20 protein-coding genes and 1 tRNA gene are annotated in these 20,764 nt (G+C 66.3%); 11 read left to right on the top strand and 10 right to left on the bottom strand.

The window, feature by feature from the left end; translation table 11 throughout:
- Nucleotides 1–219: 219 nt before the first annotated feature.
- On the top strand, nt 220–1,251 hold the full coding sequence (locus tag AC0QTX_RS13320; protein WP_474604305.1) for an aspartate-semialdehyde dehydrogenase: 1,032 nt from the start codon (nt 220–222) through the stop codon (nt 1,249–1,251).
- 52 nt (nt 1,252–1,303) lie between these two features.
- On the opposite strand, the gene AC0QTX_RS13315 is transcribed toward AC0QTX_RS13320, so the two are convergent.
- Nucleotides 1,304–3,385 (bottom strand): sensor histidine kinase, encoded by a 2,082-nt coding sequence (locus AC0QTX_RS13315; protein ID WP_474604304.1) that lies wholly within the window; start codon nt 3,383–3,385, stop codon nt 1,304–1,306.
- Nucleotides 3,386–3,537: 152 nt separating this feature from the next.
- The gene (locus AC0QTX_RS13310; protein WP_474604369.1) at nt 3,538–4,215 is read right to left on the bottom strand and encodes a carbonic anhydrase; all 678 of its coding nucleotides are present in this window, start codon (nt 4,213–4,215) and stop codon (nt 3,538–3,540) included.
- A 139-nt stretch (nt 4,216–4,354) separates the two neighbouring features.
- Here AC0QTX_RS13310 and AC0QTX_RS13305 point away from each other — a divergent pair, with 139 nt between their 5' ends.
- Nucleotides 4,355–4,987 (top strand): LysE family translocator, encoded by a 633-nt coding sequence (locus tag AC0QTX_RS13305; protein WP_474604303.1) that lies wholly within the window; start codon nt 4,355–4,357, stop codon nt 4,985–4,987.
- Here the strand turns inward: AC0QTX_RS13305 and AC0QTX_RS13300 are convergent.
- Both AC0QTX_RS13300 and AC0QTX_RS13295 read right to left on the bottom strand, forming a co-directional pair.
- Nucleotides 4,977–5,930 carry a threonine/serine dehydratase gene (locus AC0QTX_RS13300; RefSeq protein ID WP_474604302.1) on the bottom strand — a complete coding sequence of 318 codons (954 nt, stop codon included), beginning with the start codon at nt 5,928–5,930 and terminating at the stop codon, nt 4,977–4,979. The genes AC0QTX_RS13305 and AC0QTX_RS13300 overlap by 11 nt on opposite strands.
- Entirely contained in the window at nt 5,927–6,679 is a 753-nt protein-coding gene (locus tag AC0QTX_RS13295) for a DUF429 domain-containing protein (RefSeq protein WP_474604301.1), read from the bottom strand. Before AC0QTX_RS13295 ends, AC0QTX_RS13300 begins: the two co-directional genes overlap by 4 nt.
- A 173-nt stretch (nt 6,680–6,852) precedes the next feature.
- Between AC0QTX_RS13295 and AC0QTX_RS13290 the strand changes: the two genes are divergently transcribed.
- Nucleotides 6,853–7,746: an HpcH/HpaI aldolase/citrate lyase family protein gene (locus AC0QTX_RS13290; protein ID WP_474604300.1), complete on the top strand. Its 894-nt coding sequence runs from the start codon at nt 6,853–6,855 to the stop codon at nt 7,744–7,746.
- A gap of 13 nt (nt 7,747–7,759) precedes the next feature.
- Here AC0QTX_RS13290 and AC0QTX_RS13285 read toward each other — a convergent pair whose 3' ends face one another.
- The 5 genes from AC0QTX_RS13285 to AC0QTX_RS13265 form a co-directional block, all read right to left on the bottom strand.
- Nucleotides 7,760–8,125: a 5-carboxymethyl-2-hydroxymuconate Delta-isomerase gene (locus tag AC0QTX_RS13285; protein ID WP_474604299.1), complete on the bottom strand. Its 366-nt coding sequence runs from the start codon at nt 8,123–8,125 to the stop codon at nt 7,760–7,762.
- A 79-nt stretch (nt 8,126–8,204) separates the two neighbouring features.
- Nucleotides 8,205–8,408 carry a Trm112 family protein gene (locus AC0QTX_RS13280; RefSeq protein ID WP_474604368.1) on the bottom strand — a complete coding sequence of 68 codons (204 nt, stop codon included), beginning with the start codon at nt 8,406–8,408 and terminating at the stop codon, nt 8,205–8,207.
- A gap of 14 nt (nt 8,409–8,422) precedes the next feature.
- Complete coding sequence (locus tag AC0QTX_RS13275) at nt 8,423–9,094, bottom strand: LON peptidase substrate-binding domain-containing protein (protein ID WP_474604298.1); 672 nt, start codon at nt 9,092–9,094, stop codon at nt 8,423–8,425.
- 25 nt (nt 9,095–9,119) lie between these two features.
- Nucleotides 9,120–10,016 (bottom strand): thioredoxin, encoded by an 897-nt coding sequence (trxA, locus tag AC0QTX_RS13270; RefSeq protein ID WP_474604297.1) that lies wholly within the window; start codon nt 10,014–10,016, stop codon nt 9,120–9,122.
- A 180-nt stretch (nt 10,017–10,196) separates the two neighbouring features.
- Nucleotides 10,197–10,724 (bottom strand): prolyl-tRNA synthetase associated domain-containing protein, encoded by a 528-nt coding sequence (locus AC0QTX_RS13265; protein WP_474604296.1) that lies wholly within the window; start codon nt 10,722–10,724, stop codon nt 10,197–10,199.
- A gap of 162 nt (nt 10,725–10,886) precedes the next feature.
- Between AC0QTX_RS13265 and AC0QTX_RS13260 the strand changes: the two genes are divergently transcribed.
- The 3 genes from AC0QTX_RS13260 to AC0QTX_RS13250 all read left to right on the top strand — a co-directional run bounded on the left by AC0QTX_RS13260 (nt 10,887) and on the right by AC0QTX_RS13250 (nt 15,409).
- Nucleotides 10,887–10,961: transfer RNA gene (locus AC0QTX_RS13260), tRNA-Gly, on the top strand.
- Nucleotides 10,962–11,106: 145 nt separating this feature from the next.
- A complete protein-coding gene (locus tag AC0QTX_RS13255; RefSeq protein ID WP_474604295.1) occupies nt 11,107–13,500 on the top strand; it encodes a transketolase-like TK C-terminal-containing protein in 2,394 nt (797 codons plus the stop codon).
- 127 nt (nt 13,501–13,627) lie between these two features.
- Nucleotides 13,628–15,409 carry an ABC transporter ATP-binding protein gene (locus tag AC0QTX_RS13250; RefSeq protein ID WP_474604294.1) on the top strand — a complete coding sequence of 594 codons (1,782 nt, stop codon included), beginning with the start codon at nt 13,628–13,630 and terminating at the stop codon, nt 15,407–15,409.
- A gap of 118 nt (nt 15,410–15,527) precedes the next feature.
- Here the strand turns inward: AC0QTX_RS13250 and AC0QTX_RS13245 are convergent, their stop codons facing one another.
- Nucleotides 15,528–16,250: a fused DSP-PTPase phosphatase/NAD kinase-like protein gene (locus AC0QTX_RS13245; RefSeq protein WP_474604293.1), complete on the bottom strand. Its 723-nt coding sequence runs from the start codon at nt 16,248–16,250 to the stop codon at nt 15,528–15,530.
- Between the two features lie 307 nt (nt 16,251–16,557).
- Between AC0QTX_RS13245 and AC0QTX_RS13240 the strand changes: the two genes are divergently transcribed.
- The 5 genes from AC0QTX_RS13240 (at nt 16,558) to AC0QTX_RS13220 (ending at nt 20,588) form a co-directional block, all read left to right on the top strand.
- Nucleotides 16,558–16,839, top strand: a complete 282-nt coding sequence (locus tag AC0QTX_RS13240) for an acyl carrier protein (protein ID WP_009490841.1) — start codon at nt 16,558–16,560, stop codon at nt 16,837–16,839.
- A 126-nt stretch (nt 16,840–16,965) separates the two neighbouring features.
- Nucleotides 16,966–17,427: a 3-hydroxyacyl-ACP dehydratase FabZ family protein gene (locus AC0QTX_RS13235; protein ID WP_474604292.1), complete on the top strand. Its 462-nt coding sequence runs from the start codon at nt 16,966–16,968 to the stop codon at nt 17,425–17,427.
- Nucleotides 17,427–18,548 carry a beta-ketoacyl-ACP synthase gene (locus AC0QTX_RS13230; protein ID WP_474604291.1) on the top strand — a complete coding sequence of 374 codons (1,122 nt, stop codon included), beginning with the start codon at nt 17,427–17,429 and terminating at the stop codon, nt 18,546–18,548. Before AC0QTX_RS13235 ends, AC0QTX_RS13230 begins: the two co-directional genes overlap by 1 nt.
- A 10-nt stretch (nt 18,549–18,558) precedes the next feature.
- Nucleotides 18,559–19,839 (top strand): beta-ketoacyl-ACP synthase, encoded by a 1,281-nt coding sequence (locus AC0QTX_RS13225; protein WP_474604290.1) that lies wholly within the window; start codon nt 18,559–18,561, stop codon nt 19,837–19,839.
- Between the two features lie 2 nt (nt 19,840–19,841).
- Nucleotides 19,842–20,588 carry an SDR family NAD(P)-dependent oxidoreductase gene (locus AC0QTX_RS13220; RefSeq protein WP_474604289.1) on the top strand — a complete coding sequence of 249 codons (747 nt, stop codon included), beginning with the start codon at nt 19,842–19,844 and terminating at the stop codon, nt 20,586–20,588.
- Nucleotides 20,589–20,764: the final 176 nt, after the last annotated feature.

Below are 20,764 nucleotides of genomic sequence, written 5' to 3'. Positions count from 1 at the left end.
GTGTGTTTCTGGCGCGATCAAAGCCGCAACCAGGCTTTGGATGGACGATGGCAATGGCGCTGCTCACCCAGACGACGAGCAAAACGAAAACCGCCACGACGGCTGTGAAAACAGCCGAATAAGCCTCGTCGTCCCCGGTCCTCTCTCCCACGGGGCGAGAGGCAGCACCCGAGAAGGGTTTTCAAGATTTCCGGGGAGAGCCGCAACAGGAGAAGTCACATGGGTTTCAAGATCGCCGTCGTCGGTGCGACCGGCAATGTGGGCCGCGAGATGCTGAGCATCCTCGCCGAGCGGGCCTTCCCGGCCGATGAGGTGGTGGCGCTGGCCTCCCGCCGCAGCCAGGGGTCGGAAGTGTCCTTCGGCGACCGGACGCTCAAGACCAAGACCCTCGACACCTACGACTTCTCCGATGTCGATATCTGCCTCATGTCCGCCGGCGGCGAGGTTTCCAAGGAGTGGTCGCCGAAGATCGCCGCGCAAGGAGCCGTGGTGATCGACAACTCCTCCGCCTGGCGCTACGACGCGGACGTGCCGCTGGTGGTGCCGGAGGTGAACGCCGAGGCCCTGCGCGACATGAAGAAGGGCATCATCGCCAATCCGAACTGCTCGACCGCCCAGCTCGTGGTGGCACTCAAGCCGCTCCATGACCGCGCCAACATCAAGCGCGTGGTGGTGGCCACCTATCAGTCGGTTTCCGGCGCCGGCAAGGACGGCATGGACGAGCTCGACCGCCAGACCAAGGCGCTCTACTCCCTGCAGGACGTGCAGGAGAAGAAGTTCCCCAAGCGCATCGCCTTCAACCTGATCCCCCACATCGACACCTTCATGGAGGACGGGTACACGAAGGAAGAGTGGAAGATGATGGTCGAGACCAAGAAGATCCTCGACCCGAAGATCAAGCTCACCGCCACCTGCGTGCGCGTGCCGGTCTTCATCAGCCACTCGGAAGCCGTGAACGTGGAATTCGAGAATCCGATCAGCGCCGACGAGGCCCGCGACATCCTGCGCGCTGCTCCCGGCGTCATGGTGATCGATAAGCGCGAGCCCGGCGGCTACATCACCCCGCACGAGGCCGCCGGCGAGGACGCCACCTACATCTCCCGCATCCGCGAGGACATCACGGTGGAGAACGGCCTGTCGTTCTGGTGCGTGTCCGACAACCTGCGGAAAGGGGCGGCGCTCAACGCGATCCAGATTGCGGAATCCATGGTCAATCGCGGCCTGCTGAAGCCGAAGAAGCAGGCAGCTTAAAAGGGTTCGCAGGAGAATTGGAAAGGCCGCCGGAGAGGCGGCCTTTTTCGTTTCAGGCGGCCTGCTGGTCGCTCGATCCGATGGGGACGGCGATCGTGCAGCAGACTCCTTCCCGCTCGAAGCGCAAGTCCAGCTGCCCTGCGAGTTCCCGGGTGATCGTCTGCCTCAACAGGCGCGACCCGAAGCCTGGACTCGGCTGGGCCTCGAGCCTGGGTCCATCCAGCTCGCACCAGTCCACCCTCAGGACGGCTCCCTCGCCCCACCCGTCGATCACCCAGTCAACCCGTATCCTGCCTGCGGGTGTCGACAAGGCGCCGTACTTGACCGCGTTGGTGGTGAGTTCATGGAAAGCCATGCCCAGGACCACGGCTTCCTTCGGAGCAAGATGCACATCCGGCCCGGCGATCCCGACCCGCCCCGAAGGCGTCATGTAGGGTCCGAGCTCCGTCTCCAGGACCGTCCTGAGAGAAGCCCCCTCCCAATGGGTTTCGTTGAGGAGGTTATGCGTGCGCGAGAGCGCCAGCAGGCGCTCCTGGAAGCGCTCCTGCGCCTCTTGAGGCGAAGCGCCCGTGCGGCTGGCCTGCCATGCGAGCGATTGAACCGTCGCCAGCGTGTTCTTCACCCGGTGGTTCAGCTCGTCGATGAGCAGCTTCTGGCGCCTGTCGGCCTCCCAGCGCTCCGTCACGTCCTCCACCACCCGTACGGCGTAGAGGAAATGGCCCGACGAATCCTTGAGAGCCGTACTGGTCACGCGGGCCCAGCCGCGGCTGCCGTCCTTGCGCGCGAACTGGGTCTCGGTGGTGTAGGTGTCCAGTTCGCCCGCAACCTGGCGTGCGAAGAGGTCCAGATCGCTTTTCAGGCTGCCCGCCTGGGTGACATAGGCGAAGTGCTCTCCGATCAGCTCCTCGCGGGTATGGCCCGTGAGTTTGCAGCGGGCTTCGTTGACGGAGACGAACCGGCCGTCCCGGTCTACCTCGGCGATTCCCAGCGCAGCGTTCTCGTGGGTGGCGCGAAGGCGGGCTTCGCTTTCCCGCAGGGCCGCCTCGCGCTCCCGAAGTTCCGACGAGGCCGAGGCGAGCGCCTTGCTGACGCGGTCGGTCTCGGCAATTCCGCTCTCGGCGGCGGTGACCGGCTCGCCGCGCCCGAGACGGTGTGCCAGGGCGACAAGACCCTCGACCGGGATAGCGATGCTGCGGCCGACCAGCCATGCCATGACGGCCCCGAGGGCCAGAAGGAACCCACCGGCCCCGGCGAGGTAGAGGGCGGAGCGCCAGGGGACCGCCGTGATCTCCGACTGCGGGACCGCCAGAATCGTCGACCATCCGGCGCCGGGAGAGCGGGACAGCGCCAGCAGGGTCGAGACGCCGTCCAGGGAAACGCTCCCGAAGACGCCCTGCGCCACCCCGGCCTTAACACGCTTCATATTATCCGGAGTTGCCGGCCTGCCCACGAACCGATCGGCATCCCGGCTCCGCGCCACCACGATCCCGTTGCGGTCGACGATTGCGCCGATCCATGTGGGAGGCAGGCCCTGGTCCGCCAGAATCCGGGTGATCGTGTCGGCCAGCATGTTGATGGTGACGTAGAGCTCGGCCCCGTCCTTGGCGATCACGATGGTGTCGAGGCCGACGGTCGGCTGCTTCGCCATGAAGCCCGTGAACAGGTTGCTGATCCTGACCGTCCCAGGGGCCAGGCCCTTGCGATGATCCTTGCTCTCGATCGTCGGCAGAGGGCTGCCGGGTGGGAGCAGGGTGTTCACGACCTGCCCCCGGTCATCCGCAACGACGATCCAGGTATCCGGCAGGCGGATCGCAGCCCGTGCGCGGGCATCGAACTCGGCGTAGTCCTTCTCGAGGAGCTGTGGCGAGGTGGACAGGGCCCAGAGCAAAGCCTCGGCCTGCCCGAACTGGCGATCCACGACGAGGGACAGGGCTCTGGCGGTTTCCTGAAGATGCTTCTCGACCTCCTCCCGGTCATGACGGTATCCGGCATGGACGATGAAACCCGCCGTTGCGAGCGCCGGAATCAGCAGAACCAGGGTGAGAAGGATCAGGCGCGAACGCAGCGTCGGGAGGCGCAGGCGGGCAAAGGTCCGAATCCATCCTTCTTCCGGAAACGATACGGATTTGCCCACTGTAAGTTCGTCCCTTCTCGGAATCCGTGCCACAACAGGGAGAGCGCGGCCGATGATCTTAGCCAAGGCGCGCGCCGACACACATTTCTGATATCACGCAACAGGCGCGCTGCAACGGGCTCATTCCAACCTGCGCAACCTTGAGCCGCTCCCTATCCCTCGACGGCCCGTGCCGAGAACATCGACACCCGCTCGGGCATGTCTGCCACCGCCGGCCTGAACTCCCCGGTCTCGGGGTCGCGCACCAGCAGCACGCCGGTGGCCACGCCGAAATAGGCGCCGTGGAGCTGCAGCTTGCCGCGCTCCACCAGGATGCGCACGCACGGGAACGTCATCAGGTTCTTCAGGCTGTTCTCGATGGCGGCGAGTTCGAGCCGGGGCAGGTACTCGTCGAGATTGCCGTTGTGCGGCCCGAGCCGTTCGCCGGCGGGCTTGATCAGGGTCATCCAGCGGCCGATGAAGTCGCCCGGCGAGAGCGGGGCGGTCTCGTCGGCAAACGCCCGCACGCCGCCGCAGCGGGCGTGACCCAGCACCACGATGTGCTTCACGCGCAGCGCCTGCACGGCGAATTCGAGCGCCGCCGACGTGCCGTGATAGTCGCCGCCCGTCTCGAAGGGCGGCACGAGGTTGGCCACGTTGCGCACCACGAAGAGTTCGCCGGGGCTCGCGTCGAAGATCACCTCCGGCGACACGCGGCTGTCGCAGCAGCCGATCACCATCACCTCCGGCGACTGGCCCTTTTCGGCAAGTGCCTCGAAGCGGTTCTTCTCGCGCGGGAAACGGTCGTCGAGGAAGGCGCGGTAACCTTCAGTCAGGCGGGTCGGAAACATCTCATGCTCCTTGTCTGCGCTGTCACTTGGCTGATCCCTATAAGATTGGCAATCCATAGTCCTTGGATCTTGCCAAGGCTAGGCTTCCGGCTACGATCGGGATACGTGATACAATAGCGAAAATTCCGGCGTGACATCCATGATCAGCCTCTCAACCATCACGGCTCTGGCTCTCATCGCTTTGGTCAGCGCGCTGACGCCTGGACCGAACATGATCTATCTCATTTCCCGCTCGATTTGCCAGGGCCGGCTGGCCGGCTTCATCTCGCTCGCGGGGATCGCGTCCGGGTCCCTGGTCTACATCCTGTGCACGTCGCTCGGCATCACCTCGATCATCATGGCTCTTCCCTATGCCTATGATGCCCTTCGCTTCGCCGGCGCCGCCTATCTGCTCTACCTGGCATGGCAGGCTGTGAAACCGAGCGGACGTGCCGGGTTCCAGGTGCGGGATCTGGCCCCTGACAGCAACCGCAAGCTTTTTGCCATGGGATTGGTGACGAGCGTCCTCAACCCCAAGGCAGCCGTGTTCTATCTGTCTCTTCTGCCCCAGTTCCTCGACCCGTCCCGCGGGTACGTCCTCCTGCAGTCCGTGCTGCTGGGTCTCACGCAGATCGCCGTCGCCGTATTCACGTATTCGCTGATCATTGCAGCAGCGGGAGCCGTTACGGTCTTTCTGTCCGGTCAGTCGCGCTGGATCGCCGTCCAACGCTGGATCATGGCCACGGTATTGGGCGGGCTTGCCGTGAGGATGGCAATGGAGGCTAAGAAGTAGCGCTGTTTTCAGCGATCTGGGCGAGCTTCTGGAGTTCGACATTGGCCCCGCACAGGAGCACGCCGACCCGCTCGCCTGAACGGGGTTTATAGGCGCGCGAAATCAGCGCCGCCAGAGCCGCCGCACCGCCGGGCTCGGACGCGATGCGGTAGTCGCGCCAGAGCATGCGCTGCGCATCTCGGATCGACTCGTCCGCCACGAGGGCCACGTGATCGACGCTCTCGCGGCAGATCGAATAGACGAGATCGCCGGTGTTGCGGGCGCCGAGCGAATCGGCCGCGACGGAATCCACGTCCACATCCACCGGACCGCCGGCTTCAAGCGCCGCATGGAGCGCCCGCGAGCCTTCCGGCTCGACGCCAACCACCTTCACCCGGCCGGCCCACCAGCTGGCGACGCCGCTGATGAGGCCGCCGCCGCCGACGGCGACGAGCACCGTGTCGAGGGCGGGGCCGTCCTGCTCCCATTCGAGCGCCGCCGTGCCCTGGCCGACCATGGTGCTTTCCGCCGCGAAGGGGTGGATGCGCAGGGCGCCGGATTCGGCCACATAATGGTCGCAGGCGTCCTGGGCGTCGGCATAGCGCGCGCCGCCGATCACCACCTCGGCGCCGTGCGAGCGGATGACCGCGATCTTGGCGGGGCTCGAGATCTCCGGCACGAAGATGCGGGCCTTCACGCCCACCTGCTTTGCCGCATAGGCCACCGCCGCGCCGTGGTTGCCGCCGGAGGCCGCCGCCACGCCGGCAGCCGGCACTTCCATGGACAGGAGGGTGTTGAAGGCGCCGCGGGTCTTGAACGAGCCGGCGTGCTGCAGGAATTCCAGCTTCAGGCTCACCGGCCCGTCATGGCCGAAGGCCCTGTCCTGGTGCAGGACCGGGGTGCGGCGCACGTGGGGGGCGATGCGGGCATGGGCGGCGTCGATCTCGGCGCGGGTGATGGTCATGATTGAACCTTGGGGCTGCGCAGCGTCCAGATGGCGACCGGCAGGCCGTGGGCGTCGCGGCCGGGCGGGTCGGGAAAGGGTTGTCCTCCACCTCTCGCGATATCCAGCGCCACGGTCAACCCCGCCAGCGCATCGAGGAGGTCGTCCTGGGCCGCCCCGCGAGGGGGAGACGCGTGGATCAGGCCATCCGGCAGGAAGCCGGATCGGCCGAGAAGCTCGCGCCGCAGGGCCATGCCCGGTCCATAGGGCACGCCCTTCACCCTCTTCGGCCGGTCGAGGGCATGACGGCCGTTCAACGCCCAGAAGGCGAGTTCCGGATGCACTTCGTAGATGCGCGTCATCAGATCGGGCCGGGCGCGCAGCAGGGTGTCGATCTCGCGGATCTTGGGGAAGATGGCAAATCCCTGGCGCGACACCTTTCGCGACGGCTCGGAGGTGGCGGCTGCGATCGCGCAGGCGTCCCCGTAATCCCCGGCCTCCACGGCGCGGCGCGACGGGATGGCGAAGACGGAGGATTGCCGCTGGCCGAGCAGCGGGCGAATGAGCTGTTCGGGCCGGCGACCCGATCCTTCGGTGTGCTCCGGCAGTCCGATGGGCATGTCGACGGCGATCACCTCGGGCTTTTCAGGCGCATCGGCGATGGCGGCGAGCGTCGGCGCCGTCACGATGCGGTGGGCCTGTGGATCGTCCGCCCGCATGAGCACCGCGATCCATCCGGCCCGGCAGCCATCGACGCCTGCAACCCACATTCCTTTTACCTCCACCTGTGATCCTCAGGCCAAGCGAAGCGAGGGAAGGGGATCCACTCACACGCATGACGCTATGGATTCCCTTCCCCTCCGCTGATGCGTCCTCCCGGGAATGACACTGTTGTCCGGTTGAGAACATGATTAAAACCGATCCGCATCGTGAGGAAGACGCCATGACCGCCATCCGTCCGCGCCGCAGCGCGCTCTACATGCCGGGCTCCAACGCCAGAGCCATCGAGAAGGCGAAGACGCTGGCCGCGGACGTGGTGATCTTCGATCTCGAGGACGCGGTGGCGCCGGACGTGAAGTCGGAGGCGCGCGAGCAGGTCTGCGCGGCCGTGCAGGCGGGAGGCTACGGAAAGCGTGAATTGGTGATTCGCATCAACGCCCTCGAGACCCCGTGGGGCGAGGCGGACCTCGCGGCCGCCATTGCGGCGGCGCCCGACGCGATCCTCGTGCCGAAGGTCTCATCAGTGGAGACGCTCGCGGCGGTGGGCCTTCGCCTGCGCCGCTTAGGCGCCGCGGAGCGTACCCGCGTCTGGGCCATGATCGAGACGCCGCTCGCGATTCTCAAGGCGGAATCGATCGCAAGCGCCGCCCGCGACGTCGATACGCGGCTCGACTGCCTCGTCATGGGCACCAACGATCTCGCCAAGGACACCCGCGCACGCCTTCTGCCGGGCCGGGCCGCGGTGCTGCCCTGGCTCATGACGGCGCTCGCCGCCGCACGCGCCCACGGCATCGACATTCTCGACGGGGTCTACAACAGCCTGTCCGACGCGGACGGCTTCCGGGCCGAGTGCGGGCAGGGCCGCAATTGCGGCTTCGACGGCAAGACGCTGATTCACCCGGGTCAGATCGCAGCGGCGAACGAGATCTTCGCGCCGTCTGCGCAAGAGGTGGACAACGCCCGCGCCATCGTGGCGGCCTTCGAGCAGCCGGAGAATGCGGGCAGGGGCGCGATCAGCCTGGGCGGCCGCATGGTCGAGCGGCTGCATGCCGAGATGGCGCGGCGCATCCTGGCGCTGGCGGAGGCGGTGTCGGATCGTTCAGGGCATGATCCTTGAGCCGGACCACTGCCTACGATGCGTCCAGGACATTCTTGGAATAGGTATCCCGCTCGATCTTCAGAATCTCGACGCAAATCTGAACATGAAGCCCCGGATGCTCGGGCAGGAGACCGCTCAATTCCTGCAGCAGCATCGTGGACAAGGCCTTTCTGACCGCAGGAGGCCTGTGGTTCAGGACAGCCAGCCTTGCATGAATGAAAGCCCTGTTTTCGGGCGACGTTCCGATCGCGAAGCAATCGATCGGGATGGCGCGGCTTTTGATGTCGGCTTCGTCGAAGTGCCCTGAGCCGAAGATTGCCCTGTTCATGTGAAGCAAGGCCGCCTGGGCATCGAACCCGGATAGGTTTCTTGTAAATTCCAGCGTCAAATGAGGCATCGCGAGACCGCTATCCGGCTTGGATCGATTGATCCCGCAGCCTTAGCGCCGCCTTGTCTGATGAACAAGGCATGGAGCCTCAATCCCCCAGCGGCCGCGCCTCTTCCGGCAGCATGATCGGGATCCCGTCGCGGATCGGGTACGCGAGCTTGGCGCGGCGGCTGATCAGTTCCTGGCGGGCCGCGTCGTATTCCAGGGTTTCCTTGGTGAGCGGGCAGACGAGAAGCTCCAGGAGCTTGGGATCGATCCGGGTCGCTTCCACCGCTTGAGGTGTATCGGGCACCATCGTGGTATTTCCTATTGCATGGTCGAGTCGGTGCCGGCGCCGCTGCGGGCGAGCTCGATCTCGGTCAGGGCGATGAGCACCTCGGCCCGGGATTTGAGATTGGGCGCCTCCAGCAGCGCCTGCTTCTCGCGGATGCCGAAGGGGCTCATCATGCACAACGCGTTCACGAGGGCCTCGTTGGGCGCCTCCTCGATGCCGCGCCAATCCACCTTCACATGCACCGCGTCGACGAAGTCGCGCAGGGCCTTCACCACGCCGGCCCGGTCGACCTCGTTCTCGCCGGCGCGGGCCGTGAAGTCGGACGTGAAGGGCTCGAAGGTCACGCGGCAGCGGCGGAAGAGATCGATCGGCGGCAGCTCTTCCTCGATGCGGAACCGCCCGACGCCGATCAGCGTGATCAGATAGCGGCCGTCGCCGGTCTCGGCGAACTGGGTGATCCGGCCGGCGCAGCCGACCCGGTAGAGCTTCGGCGCCGTGGCGTTGGGATCGTTGTCCGCGTCAGGCTGGACCATGCCGATGATGCGGTCTGTCTTGAGCGCCTCGTCCACCATCGCGAGATAGCGCGGCTCGAAAATGTTGAGCGGCATCTGCCCGCGCGGGAGAAGAAGCGCGCCGGGAAGGGGAAAGACCGGGATGACCGACGGGCAATCCTCCGGCCCTCGGTATACCGCGTTCATTCCCATTCCGATCTCCCCAAACTTGGGCGCGTCAGGAGAACAGGAGCGAGGAGAGCCTCCGCCGCCCTGCCAGCGTCATCTCGTCCATCGGACCCCAGGCCTCGAAGAACTGAACGAGCTGCTTGCGCGCGCCGTCATCGTTCCAATTGCGGTCGCGGCGGACGATTTCAAGGAGGTGGTCGACAGCTTCTCCACGCCGCCCGCGGGCGTTCAGGCCCACGGCGAGATCGAAGCGGGCCTGATGGTTCATGGGATCGCCCTCGACCTGGCGCTGCAGGTCCGCGAGGTCGCCCAGCGAGCCCGCCTGCTCGGCGAGTTCGATCGCCGCGCGGGCGCCCGCGATGGCCGGATCGCCCGCCTTCGCCTGGGGCGCCATGGCGAGGAAGCGCTTGGCGCCCTCGAGATCGCCCACCTCCACGTGGAGCTTCACCAGGGCTGCGAGCGCCGCCACGTTCTCTGGGTCCTGCGACAGCACGGCGGCGTAGAGTTCGGCCGCTCCGCCCATGTCGCCGGCGGCTGTCAGGCGGTCGGCCTCGGCCAGGATCTCCTCCGCGGCGCTGGGGCCGAGCGGGCCCACGAGACGCTCGATGAAGGCCTTGATCTGGCTTTCCGGCAGGGCGCCCATGAAGCCGTCCACCGGCTGCCCGCGCTGGAACGCGAACACGGCCGGGATCGACTGCACGCCGAGCTGGCCGGCGATCTGCGGATGCTCGTCGATGTTCATCTTCACGAGCTTCACCTTGCCGCCGGCCGCGCGCACGGCCTTTTCCAGGATCGGCGTCAGCTGCTTGCAGGGGCCGCACCAGGGCGCCCAGAAATCCACGAGCACCGGCTGCTGCATGGATTCGGCCAGCACGTCCTGGCGGAAACTCGCCGTGGTGGTGTCCTTCACCAGATCGTCGGAGGGGGCGGGGTTGTCGGAGAGCATGCGATCCTCGAAGGGTGGAGGCGGGAAAAGAACTTCTTAGCGCATCGCGCGGAAAAGTGGTTTCGGTTTTCGCTGACGCGGCCCTCTGGGTCCCCGCCCAGCGATGCGCTCAGCATGAATGAGCCTCGGATGGATCCCGAAAGAGGTGTCCACTTCCGGGTCCGATGCTTAAATGGGAGCTCAAGGGTTGTCTGGCAATTCCACCGGAGGCTCCGGCAGGCGCAGGATCAGCGGATCATGTCCCGTCGCACGCAGGAACGCGACCAGATCCTCCCGGGACACGCCAGTGGTCATGGAATTGACCAGGGGGTGAAAGTTCACCCGTTCGTGCTCCATGAGGTTGGCGTCGAGCACCATGGTGACCTTGCCTTCCGTATCGTTGACCACCGCAAAGGCCGTGACCGAACCCGGCTCCACCCCGAGCAGCGCGCGCAGCTGGTCGGCGGAGCCGAAGGACAGGCGACCGGAGGCGCCGATGGCCTCGTGCGTGCGCTTGAGGTCGATGGGGGTATCGTGCTTGGCGGAAATCAGGAAGAACCGGCCCTTCTTGTCCTTCACGAACAGGTTCTTGGAGTGGGCTCCCGGCACCTGCTCCTTGACGGATTTCGATTCGGCCACCGTGAAGACGGGCTCGTGCTCCACCGTCTCGGCCTTGATGCCGAGCGCTGACAGGCGGTTCAGAAGCTCCTGCGGGGACAGATGGGCCAAGGCAAAACTCCAGCGGGATCGTTCGAAAAACCAGCCAGCTTCTAGCGACCGGGTGAAGCAGGCTCAAGGGTCCGGCCGAAAAGATCGCCAGGACCCTCTTGCAAAGCGCATCGTTTTGGGGCACATCAACGGCCTCGCAACGATGCCTCGGCATCGCGGAGCGCGGGTGTAGCTCAGGGGTAGAGCACAACCTTGCCAAGGTTGGGGTCGAGGGTTCGAATCCCTTCGCCCGCTCCAATTTCTCTCAGAAATGAGAGTTTCACGAAGGCCCGCCATCCGGCGGGCTTTTCGTTTTTAGCCTCCCTTCGAGACTCTCCTAAGTCTTAGGCCTCGCTTCGAAAAAGCTTCGGGCTTATATCTCGGCAAAACCGGGAGGGACGACATGGCTGACGCACGGCACCTGAGCATCTTGAAGGAACTCGAGCGCAAGGTGCTCTGGCTGTCCACCTGGACCATCCACAACGCCAATCACCTGCGTTCCAACGGGGACGGGATGAAGATCGGCGGGCACCAGGCCTCCTCCGCGTCCCTCTCGACCATCCTGGCCGCCCTCTACTTCTCGGTGCTCAAACCTGAGGACCGGGTGGCGGTGAAGCCCCATGCCAGCCCGATCTACCACGCCATCCAGTATCTCTTCGGCCGCCAGACCCGGGAGAAGCTCGAGAATTTCCGCGGCTACAAAGGCGCGCAGTCCTATCCGTCCCGCACCAAGGACATCGACGACGTGGATTTCTCCACCGGCTCGGTGGGCCTAGGGGTCGCCCAGACGCTTTTTGCCAGCCTCGTGCAGGATTACGTGAAGGCCCATGGCTGGGCGAAGGACAAGCCTGAAGGCCGCATGATCTCGCTGGTGGGCGACGCGGAGATGGACGAGGGCAACATCTTCGAGGCCCTGCTCGAGGGCTGGAAGCACGGCATCCGCAACACGTGGTGGATCATCGACTACAACCGCCAGAGCCTGGATGCAGTGATTCGCGAGGGCCTGTGGCAGCGTTTCGAGGCGCTCTTCCGCAATTTCGGCTGGGACGTGGTGGTGCTCAAGCACGGCTCGCTCATGCAGGAGGCCTTCAAGGAGCCCGGCGGCGAGCGCCTGCGCGACTGGATCGATTCCTGCCCCAACCAGCTCTATTCCGCGCTCACCTACCAAGGCGGTGCCGCCTGGAGGAAGCGTCTTCTCGACGATCTCGGCGATCAGGGGCCGGTGACGCGCCTCATCGAGAAGCGCTCGGACGAGGAGCTGGCCGAGCTCATGGCCAATCTCGGCGGCCACGACCTGCCGAGCCTGCTCGACGCCTTCGAGAAGGCACGCCAGCACGACCGGCCGGTCTGCTTCCTGGCCTACACCATCAAGGGCTTCGGGCTGCCGCTCGCCGGCCACAAGGACAACCATTCCGGCATGCTGACGCCCTCCCAGATGGAGGCCTGGCAGAAGACGCAAGGGGTGCGCCCCGGCCATGAATGGGACAAGTTCGAGGGAATGAAGCTGCCGCAGGCCGAGATCGAACGCTTCCTCGCCGAGGTCCCGTTCATCCGGAAAGGCACGCGGCGCTACACCGCCCCGGCCGTGCCGGTGCCTGAAAAGCTCGCCTTCCCGGCCAATCCGGCCATGTCCACCCAGCAGGGCTTCGGGCTCATCCTCAACGAGCTCGCCCGCTCGGACAACCCGCTCGCCGCGCGTGTCGTCACCACGGCCCCGGACGTGACGGTCTCGACCAATCTCGGCGCCTGGGTGAACCGGCGCGGGCTCTATGCCCGCGAGAGCTTGGTCGACACCTTCAAGAAGGAGCGGATTCCCTCCACCTACAACTGGGAATTCTCGCCGTCCGGCCAGCATATCGAACTCGGCATCGCCGAGATGAACCTGTTCATCGTGCTCTCCGCCTTGGGCCTGTCGCATTCCCTCTTCGGCGAGCGCATCCTGCCCATCGGCACCCTCTACGACCCGTTCATCTATCGCGGGGCGGATGCCCTGAACTACGCCTGCTATCAGGATGCCCGCTTCATGATCGTCGCCACGCCGTCCGGCGTGACTCTGGCGCCGGAGGGCGGTGCGCACCAGTCCATCGGCACGCCGCTGGTAGGCCTAGCGCAGGATGGATTGGCCTCCTTCGAGCCCGCCTTCGTGGACGAACTCGCCATCATCATGCGCTGGGCCTTCGACTACATGCAGCGCGAGGGCGGCGAGCCCGACGAGAGGACCTGGCTGCGCGACGAGACCGGCGGCTCCGTTTATCTCCGCCTGTCCACCCGCACCCTGGAGCAGCCGCAGCGGGAGATGAATCCGGAGCTCGCCGACGACATCATGGCGGGCGCCTACTGGCTGCGGAAGCCCGGGCCGAACGCCCAGGTGGTGGTGGCCTACACAGGCGCGGTGGCGCCTGAAGCCATCGAGGCGGTGGGCCTCATGGCCGAGGACCGGCGCGACATCGGGCTTTTGGCCATCACGTCCGCGGACCGGCTCAATGCGGGCTGGACGGCGGCGCAGCGCGCCCGCGAGCGCGGCCTTGTTCATGCCCGCTCCCACGTGGAGCGCCTGCTCGCCGACGTGCCGCCCCATTGCGGGCTGGTGACGGTGATCGACGGTCATCCGGCGACGCTGGCCTGGATGGGCTCGGTCATGGGCCACCGCACCCGTTCCCTGGGCGTCGAGCATTTCGGCCAGACCGGCACGGTCAAGGATCTCTACCGTCATTTCGGCATCGACGCGCAGGGCATCATCGCGGCCGCCGAGATGATCGCCCCGGGCCGGCCCATGCGGTACCTGCGGGCGGTCTAGCAGGGGCGGCGGTCCGGCCGACGAGCGGCAAACCAGCGCTGAGGCCCCGTAAGCATTTCGAAAGATTTGCGGCGGAATGGTTCACATGCTAACCGCGGGCCTCCAGGATAGGAAATTCAAAAAGTCCATGGCGTCCAAGAGCATCCTTCGGGGTGACACCCTCCCCCTGATCAGCCGCCTGTGGCAGGACTGGATGCGTCCGCACAGGAAGACGCTGGCCGTGGTGCTCCTGCTGGTCGCCCTGGTGTCCGGCGCGACGGGGCTCTATCCGGTCCTGATCAAGGCGGCTTTCGATGCCTTCGACATGAAGGATGCGCAGGCCATCCTGCTGGCGCCCCTCTTCGTGATCGTCGTGACCTCCGTGAAGGGCTTTTCGCTGCTCGCGCTCACGATCCTCACCAACAAGGTGGTGACCCGGATCGAGGCCGACATGCAGACGGCGCTCTACGGCCACATGATCGAGGCCGACCTCGCCCAGATCGGGCGCGAGAGCCCGGCTGCGCTGACCCAGCGCTTCACCACGGACTTCGCCTTCATCCGGGAGGCGCTCACCCGCCTTTCGACCGTATTCCTGCGCGAGATCACCACGATCATCGCGCTGATCGCCGCCATGCTCTGGATCGACCCGGTCCTGACCCTGGTGGCCGCCCTCGTGGCGCCCTTCTTCGCCTACCCGGTGGAGAAGATCGGACGGAGCTTGCGCCGGGTGGCGGCGTCGACCCAGGAGCAGACCGGCGTGATGGCGAGCCTCATCACGGAGAGCCTCGCCGGCACCCGCATCGCCAAGACCTACGGGCTCGAGCGCTACCTGAAATCCAAGGCCGCCAAGACCTTCGACAATGTGCGCGATCTCAAGATGAAGGCAGCCAATGCCCGGGGGCGGATGGACCCGATCCTGGAGACCGGCGGCGGCCTTGCTGTGGCGGTCGTCCTCATCCTGATCGGCCAGCGCATCCTCGCCGGCGAGAGCACCGTCGGCGACTTCACCGGCTTCGTCAGCGCCCTCGTCATGGCCGCGCAGCCGATCCGGGCGCTCGGCAACCTCAACGCCATTGTCCAGGAGGCGGCGGCTGCCCTGCAGCGCACCTTCGACGTGATGGACGATTCACCCCGGATCCAGGACAAGCCGGGTGCCGAGCCCCTGCAGCTGTCGGGCGGCGAGATCCGGTTTGCGGGCCTGTCGTTCTCCTATGACGGTGAAGCCGCGGCGCTCCACCACGTCGAACTGGTTGCCGAGGCCGGGCAGACCACGGCCCTGGTGGGCCGCTCCGGCTCGGGCAAGTCGACGCTCCTGTCCCTCGTGCCGCGTCTCTACGACGTGACCCAGGGTGCAGTCCTGATCGATGGACAGGACGTGCGCGACGTGCACCTGGCCAGCCTGAGGCAGGCTGTTGCCGTGGTGAGTCAGGACGTGATCCTCTTCGACGACACGATCCGGGCCAACATCGCCTTCGGGCGGTCCGGCGCCTCCGACGAGGATATCGTGAACGCCGCCAAGGCGGCGGCGGCCCACGACTTCATCATGCGACTGCCGGAGGGCTACGACACGGTGGTCGGACCGGGTGGGGGGCGCCTCTCGGGCGGCGAGCGCCAGCGCATTTCGCTCGCCCGCGCTTTCCTGAAGGACGCGCCGATTCTGCTCCTCGACGAGGCGACGAGCGCCCTCGACTCCGAATCGGAGCGGCTGGTGCAGGATGCCATCCGCAAGCTGATGAAGGGCCGCACCACCCTCGTGATCGCCCACCGCCTTTCGACGGTCCGCAATGCGGAAAAGATCGTCGTGATGGAGAGCGGGCGGGTTGCGGAAACGGGCTCGCACGAGGCGTTGATCGCCAGGGCGGGAGTCTATGCCCGCCTGCATCGCCTGCAGTTGTCCGACGACAGCGAGCCCAGCCTGGCGGCGTCCTGAGAAAGCCGGGTCGTCCGGACCCGACAGCGGATGCGCCCTTTCGGGAGACATCCGGTGCTCTTTCCTCATCGAGCGCATGGCGCGAAGCGGACCTCCGGTTCCGCACCATGCGCCAGGCCTATTCGCGCCGCATGATCCTGTCGACGAGGAGATTGGACCAGAAGCCGGGGCGGAAACTCCGCTCCAGATCCTCCGCGTCGTATTGGGTCTCGATCCAGGTGAGGAATGGAATGCCCTTGGCCTCGCCCTCGCGGCGGTAAAGGTCGAAGAACTCGTCCAGGATGCCGGTCTTCGAGAACCGGAAATGGCCGAAGCGCACGGACAATTGCTGCTGGGCCTCGTCGATGGATTTGCCCTCATAGACGATGAGATAAAGGGCGGCCACGAAGCCCGCCCGGTCCGCACCCGACTTGCAGTGCAGAACCGCCGGGTACTCGATCGTGTCGAAGAATGCCTTTGCGGAAAGCAGAGTCTCCCGATCCGGCGCGCCGCGGGATCGCACCACGAACTCCTCCAGGTGAATGCCGAGCCGCTCGCAGGCTTCCTTCTGGAGCTGCCACGAGCCGTGCTCCCGGCCGCCGCGCAGGTTGATGATCGTCTTGACGCCTTCGGCCTTCAGGGCCGCGATCTGGTGCGGGGCGGGCTGGGCCGAGCGCCACAGCCGGTCGGTGACCGGGTGCTTGTTCAGGTAGAAGAGGCGGAACAGGCCGTGATCGGCAATGAGCATATGGGCCCAGGCGCGCAGGCGCCCGGACAGACCCTCGACGGGTCTGTCCCATCGGGCGATCCGGGCCATGCGGCGGGCATAGCGGATTTCAGGCTTGAGGAACCTGTTGAGCACGTCGATCCAGCAATCTGTCTTCTTGTAAGATCATTCGGTTCCAGGACCGAAGGCGCCTTATCGACGATGGGAGCCGAATAATCAATCGGCCGGTCCCTCTGCCGTTGCCGCAGGCCAGAGCCCCGCTTTCCCGGCAAGGCCGATTCGGCTCGACGCAACCAATCGGTTGCCGGTCCGGCGCCTGTCGTGTAAGGGGTGCGCTTCGAAACAACCCTCCTCGACGAAAAGAGCGTCTGGACACCGGCCCTTCCCAAGCTTGCCGGCGCCGCATCGTTGAGATCAACAAGCAGTTCAGGAGAGCGGCGTCATGTCGTCCACCTTCGAGACCGTCGCCGGCATCATTTCAGAGACCGCCGATATCCCGCGCGAGCAGATCACGCCCGAGAGCCATGCCATCGAGGATCTCGGCATCGACTCCCTCGCCTTCCTGGATATCGCCTTCGCGATCGACAAGGCTTTCGGGATCAAGCTGCCGCTGGAGCAGTGGACCCAGGAAGTGAACGAGGGCAAGGCTCCGGCCGAGGAGTACTTCGTCCTGAAGAACCTCGTGGCCCGCATCGACGCGCTGGTGGCCGCCAAGCAGGCTTAAATCAGGAAAAGTCATCCCGGCGGGCCGGCCGATCGAGGCCGGCTCGAAGAGGCGATCCATATGCGCGCCGACTCATGGAGTCTCTTCCCATTGAACCCGCCGGGCGCAAGAGGGTAAGAGAGTCGGATGCGCCTCGAATATTTTGAAATGATCGACCAGGTGACGGCCCTCGACCGCGAGACCAAGCGGATCGAGGTCTCCTCGGTCGTTCCGCAGGAAAGCCCCGTCTTCGAAGGGCACTTCCCCGGCCACCCTCTCGTGCCCGGCGTTCTCCTCACCGAGACCATGGCCCAGGCCTCCGGCTACCTCGTGCTCGGCCTGATGGGCTTCACCCACATGCCGTTCCTGATGGGCGTCGACAAGGCGCGCTTCCGCACCTTCGTCGGACCGGGTACGGTGCTCACCGTCACGGCGCAGCTGGAGCATGAGGGCTCCGGCTACGCGGTGACCAAGGCCAGGATCACGGCCGAGGGCAAGCCGATCTGCGATGCGGAGCTGCGCTTCCGGATCATGCCCTTCCCCGAAGGCATGGACGGCCTGATGCGCGCGCAAGCCAGACGCATCGGCCTCCTGGAGGAGAGTATTTGATGCGGGATGTCGTCATTACGGGAGTGGGCCTCGTCTCCTCGGCCGGAGAAGGCCTGGAGGCGCACCTGACGGCGCTCGCCGGTGGCGCCCCGAACACGGATGCGGCCAGTTTCGAGCCGTTCCCGGTCCACCCGGCGGTGACCCTCGAATGGGATCGGCAGATCCCGAAGAAATCCGACCAGCGTCAGATGGAGCCCTGGCAGAAGCTCGGCTGCTACGCGGCGGGCCTCGCCCTCGACTCTGCGGGCGCCAAGGAAGATGCAGCCCTCAAAGGCCGCATGCAGCTCATCGTCTCGGCCGGCGGCGGCGAGCGGGACTATGCGGTCGACGGGCAGATCCTCACCGGGCTGCGCCGGGCGGACAATCCCGGCGTCTTCCTCAACGAGCGCCTGATGGGCGATCTGCGCCCGACCCTGTTTTTGGCCCAGCTCTCCAACCTGCTCGCCGGCAACATCTCCATCGTCCACGGGGTCACAGGCGCATCGCGCACCTTCATGGGCGAGGAATCGAGCGGCGTCGACGCCATCCGCATCGCCCGCGAGCGCATCGCCTCGGGCCAGGACGACATCTTCCTCGTCGGCGGCTCCTACAATGCCGAGCGGCCCGACGTGCTCCTCATCTACGAGATGGGCGGCTTCCTCTGGAAGAAGCCCTACGCCTCCGTCTGGGAGCGCCCCGCCGATGGCGGCGGCATGATCCTGGGGAGCGGGGGCTGCTTCCTGGTGCTCGAATCCCGCGAGCACGCCGCCGCGCGCGGCGCGAAGCCGCTTGCGGCCATCGCGGGCGTCGCCTCCGACCGCAGCCGCCGCCAGCCCGGCAGCGTCGAAGGCTCCCTTCACGGCCTGTCGCGGCAGCTCGGGGCCAAGCCCGACCTGGTGGTCTCCGGCGCCACCGGCATCAAGGGCATCACGGACGAGGAGCAGGCGGCGCTCAAGGACATCGCGCCCGGCGCTGCCGTCCATGCGACGGGCGATCTCGTCGGCCACACCATGGAGGCCCAGGCGCCCATCGGCGTTGCGCTGGCAGCCGGCATGATCGCCCGGGGCGGGCTGAGCGAAGCCCTCGTCACCTCCGTCGGACATTGGCGCGGCGAGGGCGCCATCCGGCTCACCAAGGCTTGAGGAGAAGGCTATGGCGCTTCGCGACACGAAAGGCCGCCCGCTCGTCGCCGTCACCGGCATGGGCGTGGTCACGTCCCTGGGCCAGGGCAAGGACGACACCTGGGTCGCCCTGACGGCCGGCCAGTCCGGCATTCACCGCATCGAGCGCTTCCCCACCGAGGGCCTGCGCACCACGATCGCCGGCACCATCGACTCGGTCGATGTGGAGCCCTTCTGCGCACCCATGCTGTCCGAGCGGCTCGCCATGCTGGCGGCCGAGGAGGCGGTGGGGCAGTCGGGCCTTGCTCGGGAGAACTTTCCCGGCGCGCTCTTCATCGCCGTGCCGCCGGTCGAGATGGAGTGGCCGCAGCGTGGAGCATTGGCCCAGGCCTCCGGGCAGGATGGCGACGTCACCTACAGGGACCTGCTGAAGGCGGCGGCCTCGGGCGAGTTCAAGCCGTGGCACGATCTGTTCATCTTCGGCACCGTGGCCGACCGGGTCGCGGACCGCTTCGGCACAAAAGGTTCGCCGATCTCGCTGTCGACCGCCTGCTCGTCCGGCGCCACGGCGATCCAGCTCGGCGTCGAGGCGATCCGCCGCGGCGAGACGGATGCCGCGCTCTGCATCGGCACCGACGGCTCCGTGAACCCGGAATCGCTCATCCGCTTCTCCCTGCTCTCGGCGCTCTCGACCCAGAACGACAACCCGGAAGGGGCATCGAAGCCCTTCTCCAAGAACCGCGACGGCTTCGTCATGGGCGAGGGCGGCGCGGCCCTCGTGCTGGAGAACGCGGAATCCGCCAGGGCGCGCGGCGCCACGATCCTCGGCTACGTGCTCGGCTGCGGCGAGAAGGGCGACGGCTTCCACCGCACCCGCTCCTCGCCGGACGGCATGCCGGCCATCACGGCGATCCGCGAGGCGCTGGCCGATGCGGGGCTTTCGCCTGAGGACATCGACTACATCAACGCCCACGGCACCTCGACGCCGGAGAACGACAAGATGGAGGCCATGAGCTGCACGGCCGTGTTCGGCGAGCGCATGGCGAGCTTGCCCATCTCCTCCAACAAGTCGATGATCGGCCACACGCTGACCGCCGCCGGCGCGGTCGAGGCGGTGATGTCGCTCATGACCATCGGCACCGGCCGCATCCCGCCGACCATCAACTATCAGGTGCCCGATCCGGCCATTCCCCTCGACGTGGTGCCCAACGCCGCCCGCGACGCGAAGGTAAGCTACGTGCTCTCGAACTCCTTCGGATTCGGCGGCCAGAACACCTGCTTGGTCTTCGGGGCCGAGCCGAAAGGGGCCTGATCATGACACGGGTTCTGGTGACGGGCGGCGGCAAGGGCGTGGGCGCCGCCATCGTGCGGGCGCTGGTAGTCGCCGGCCACGACGTTGACTTCACCTATCGCTCGTCCGGAGACGCCGCGAAGGCCCTGGCCGACGAGCTGATGCAGGCGCATTCCGGCCGCACCATCAAGGCCCATGAGATCGACCTCGCCGACAAGGCGGCGCTTGAGGCCTTCTGCGAGACCATTGAAGGCGAGAGCTTCTTCGGGCTCGTGCACAATGCCGGCCAGCCCTACGATGCGCTCGCCGCCATGATGCAGCAGGACAAGGCCGAAGTTGCCATGCAGGTGAACTTCTGGTCGCTCACCCGCATCGCCAAGGCGCTCATGCGCGGCATGATCCGCGCCAGGCAGGGCCGCATCGTCGCCATCGGTTCGGTGGCGGCGCTCCAGGGCAATCCCGGCAACGCGGCCTATGCGGCCTCCAAGGGTGCGCTGATCTCCTATTGCCGCACCCTGTCCGTCGAGACCGCCAAGCGCGGGGTCACCGTCAACGTGATCGCCCCGGGCTTCATCGACACGGACATGATGGCGCCCTACGCGGCCTATCGCGAGAACATGGAAAAGCAGATCCCGGCCGGGCGCTTCGCCAAGCCGGAGGAGATCGCCGGCCTTGCCGCTTTTCTCCTGAGCGAGCCTGCCGCCTACATCACCGGCACGGTCCTGCCCATCGACGGCGGCCTGACCTCGATGCTGGGCGTGCATCGGTAAGAACGCAGTCACACTGGACCGCCAACAGGCGATCTGGAAGGACCATTGCAGGCAGGAAGCTTGCCATCCGCTCTGCTGCCCTTTAAGCCGCCGCAAACAATGTCTCCCCGTCATGGCCGGGCTTGTCCCGGCTATCCACGTTCTTGTCCAGCAAAGCGTGGATTCCCGGAACAGGT

This window comes from Microvirga sp. jy35, assembly GCF_056148915.1.
Note: the sequence above shows the minus strand (reverse complement) of the source record. Positions and strands in the feature narration are given on the sequence as shown.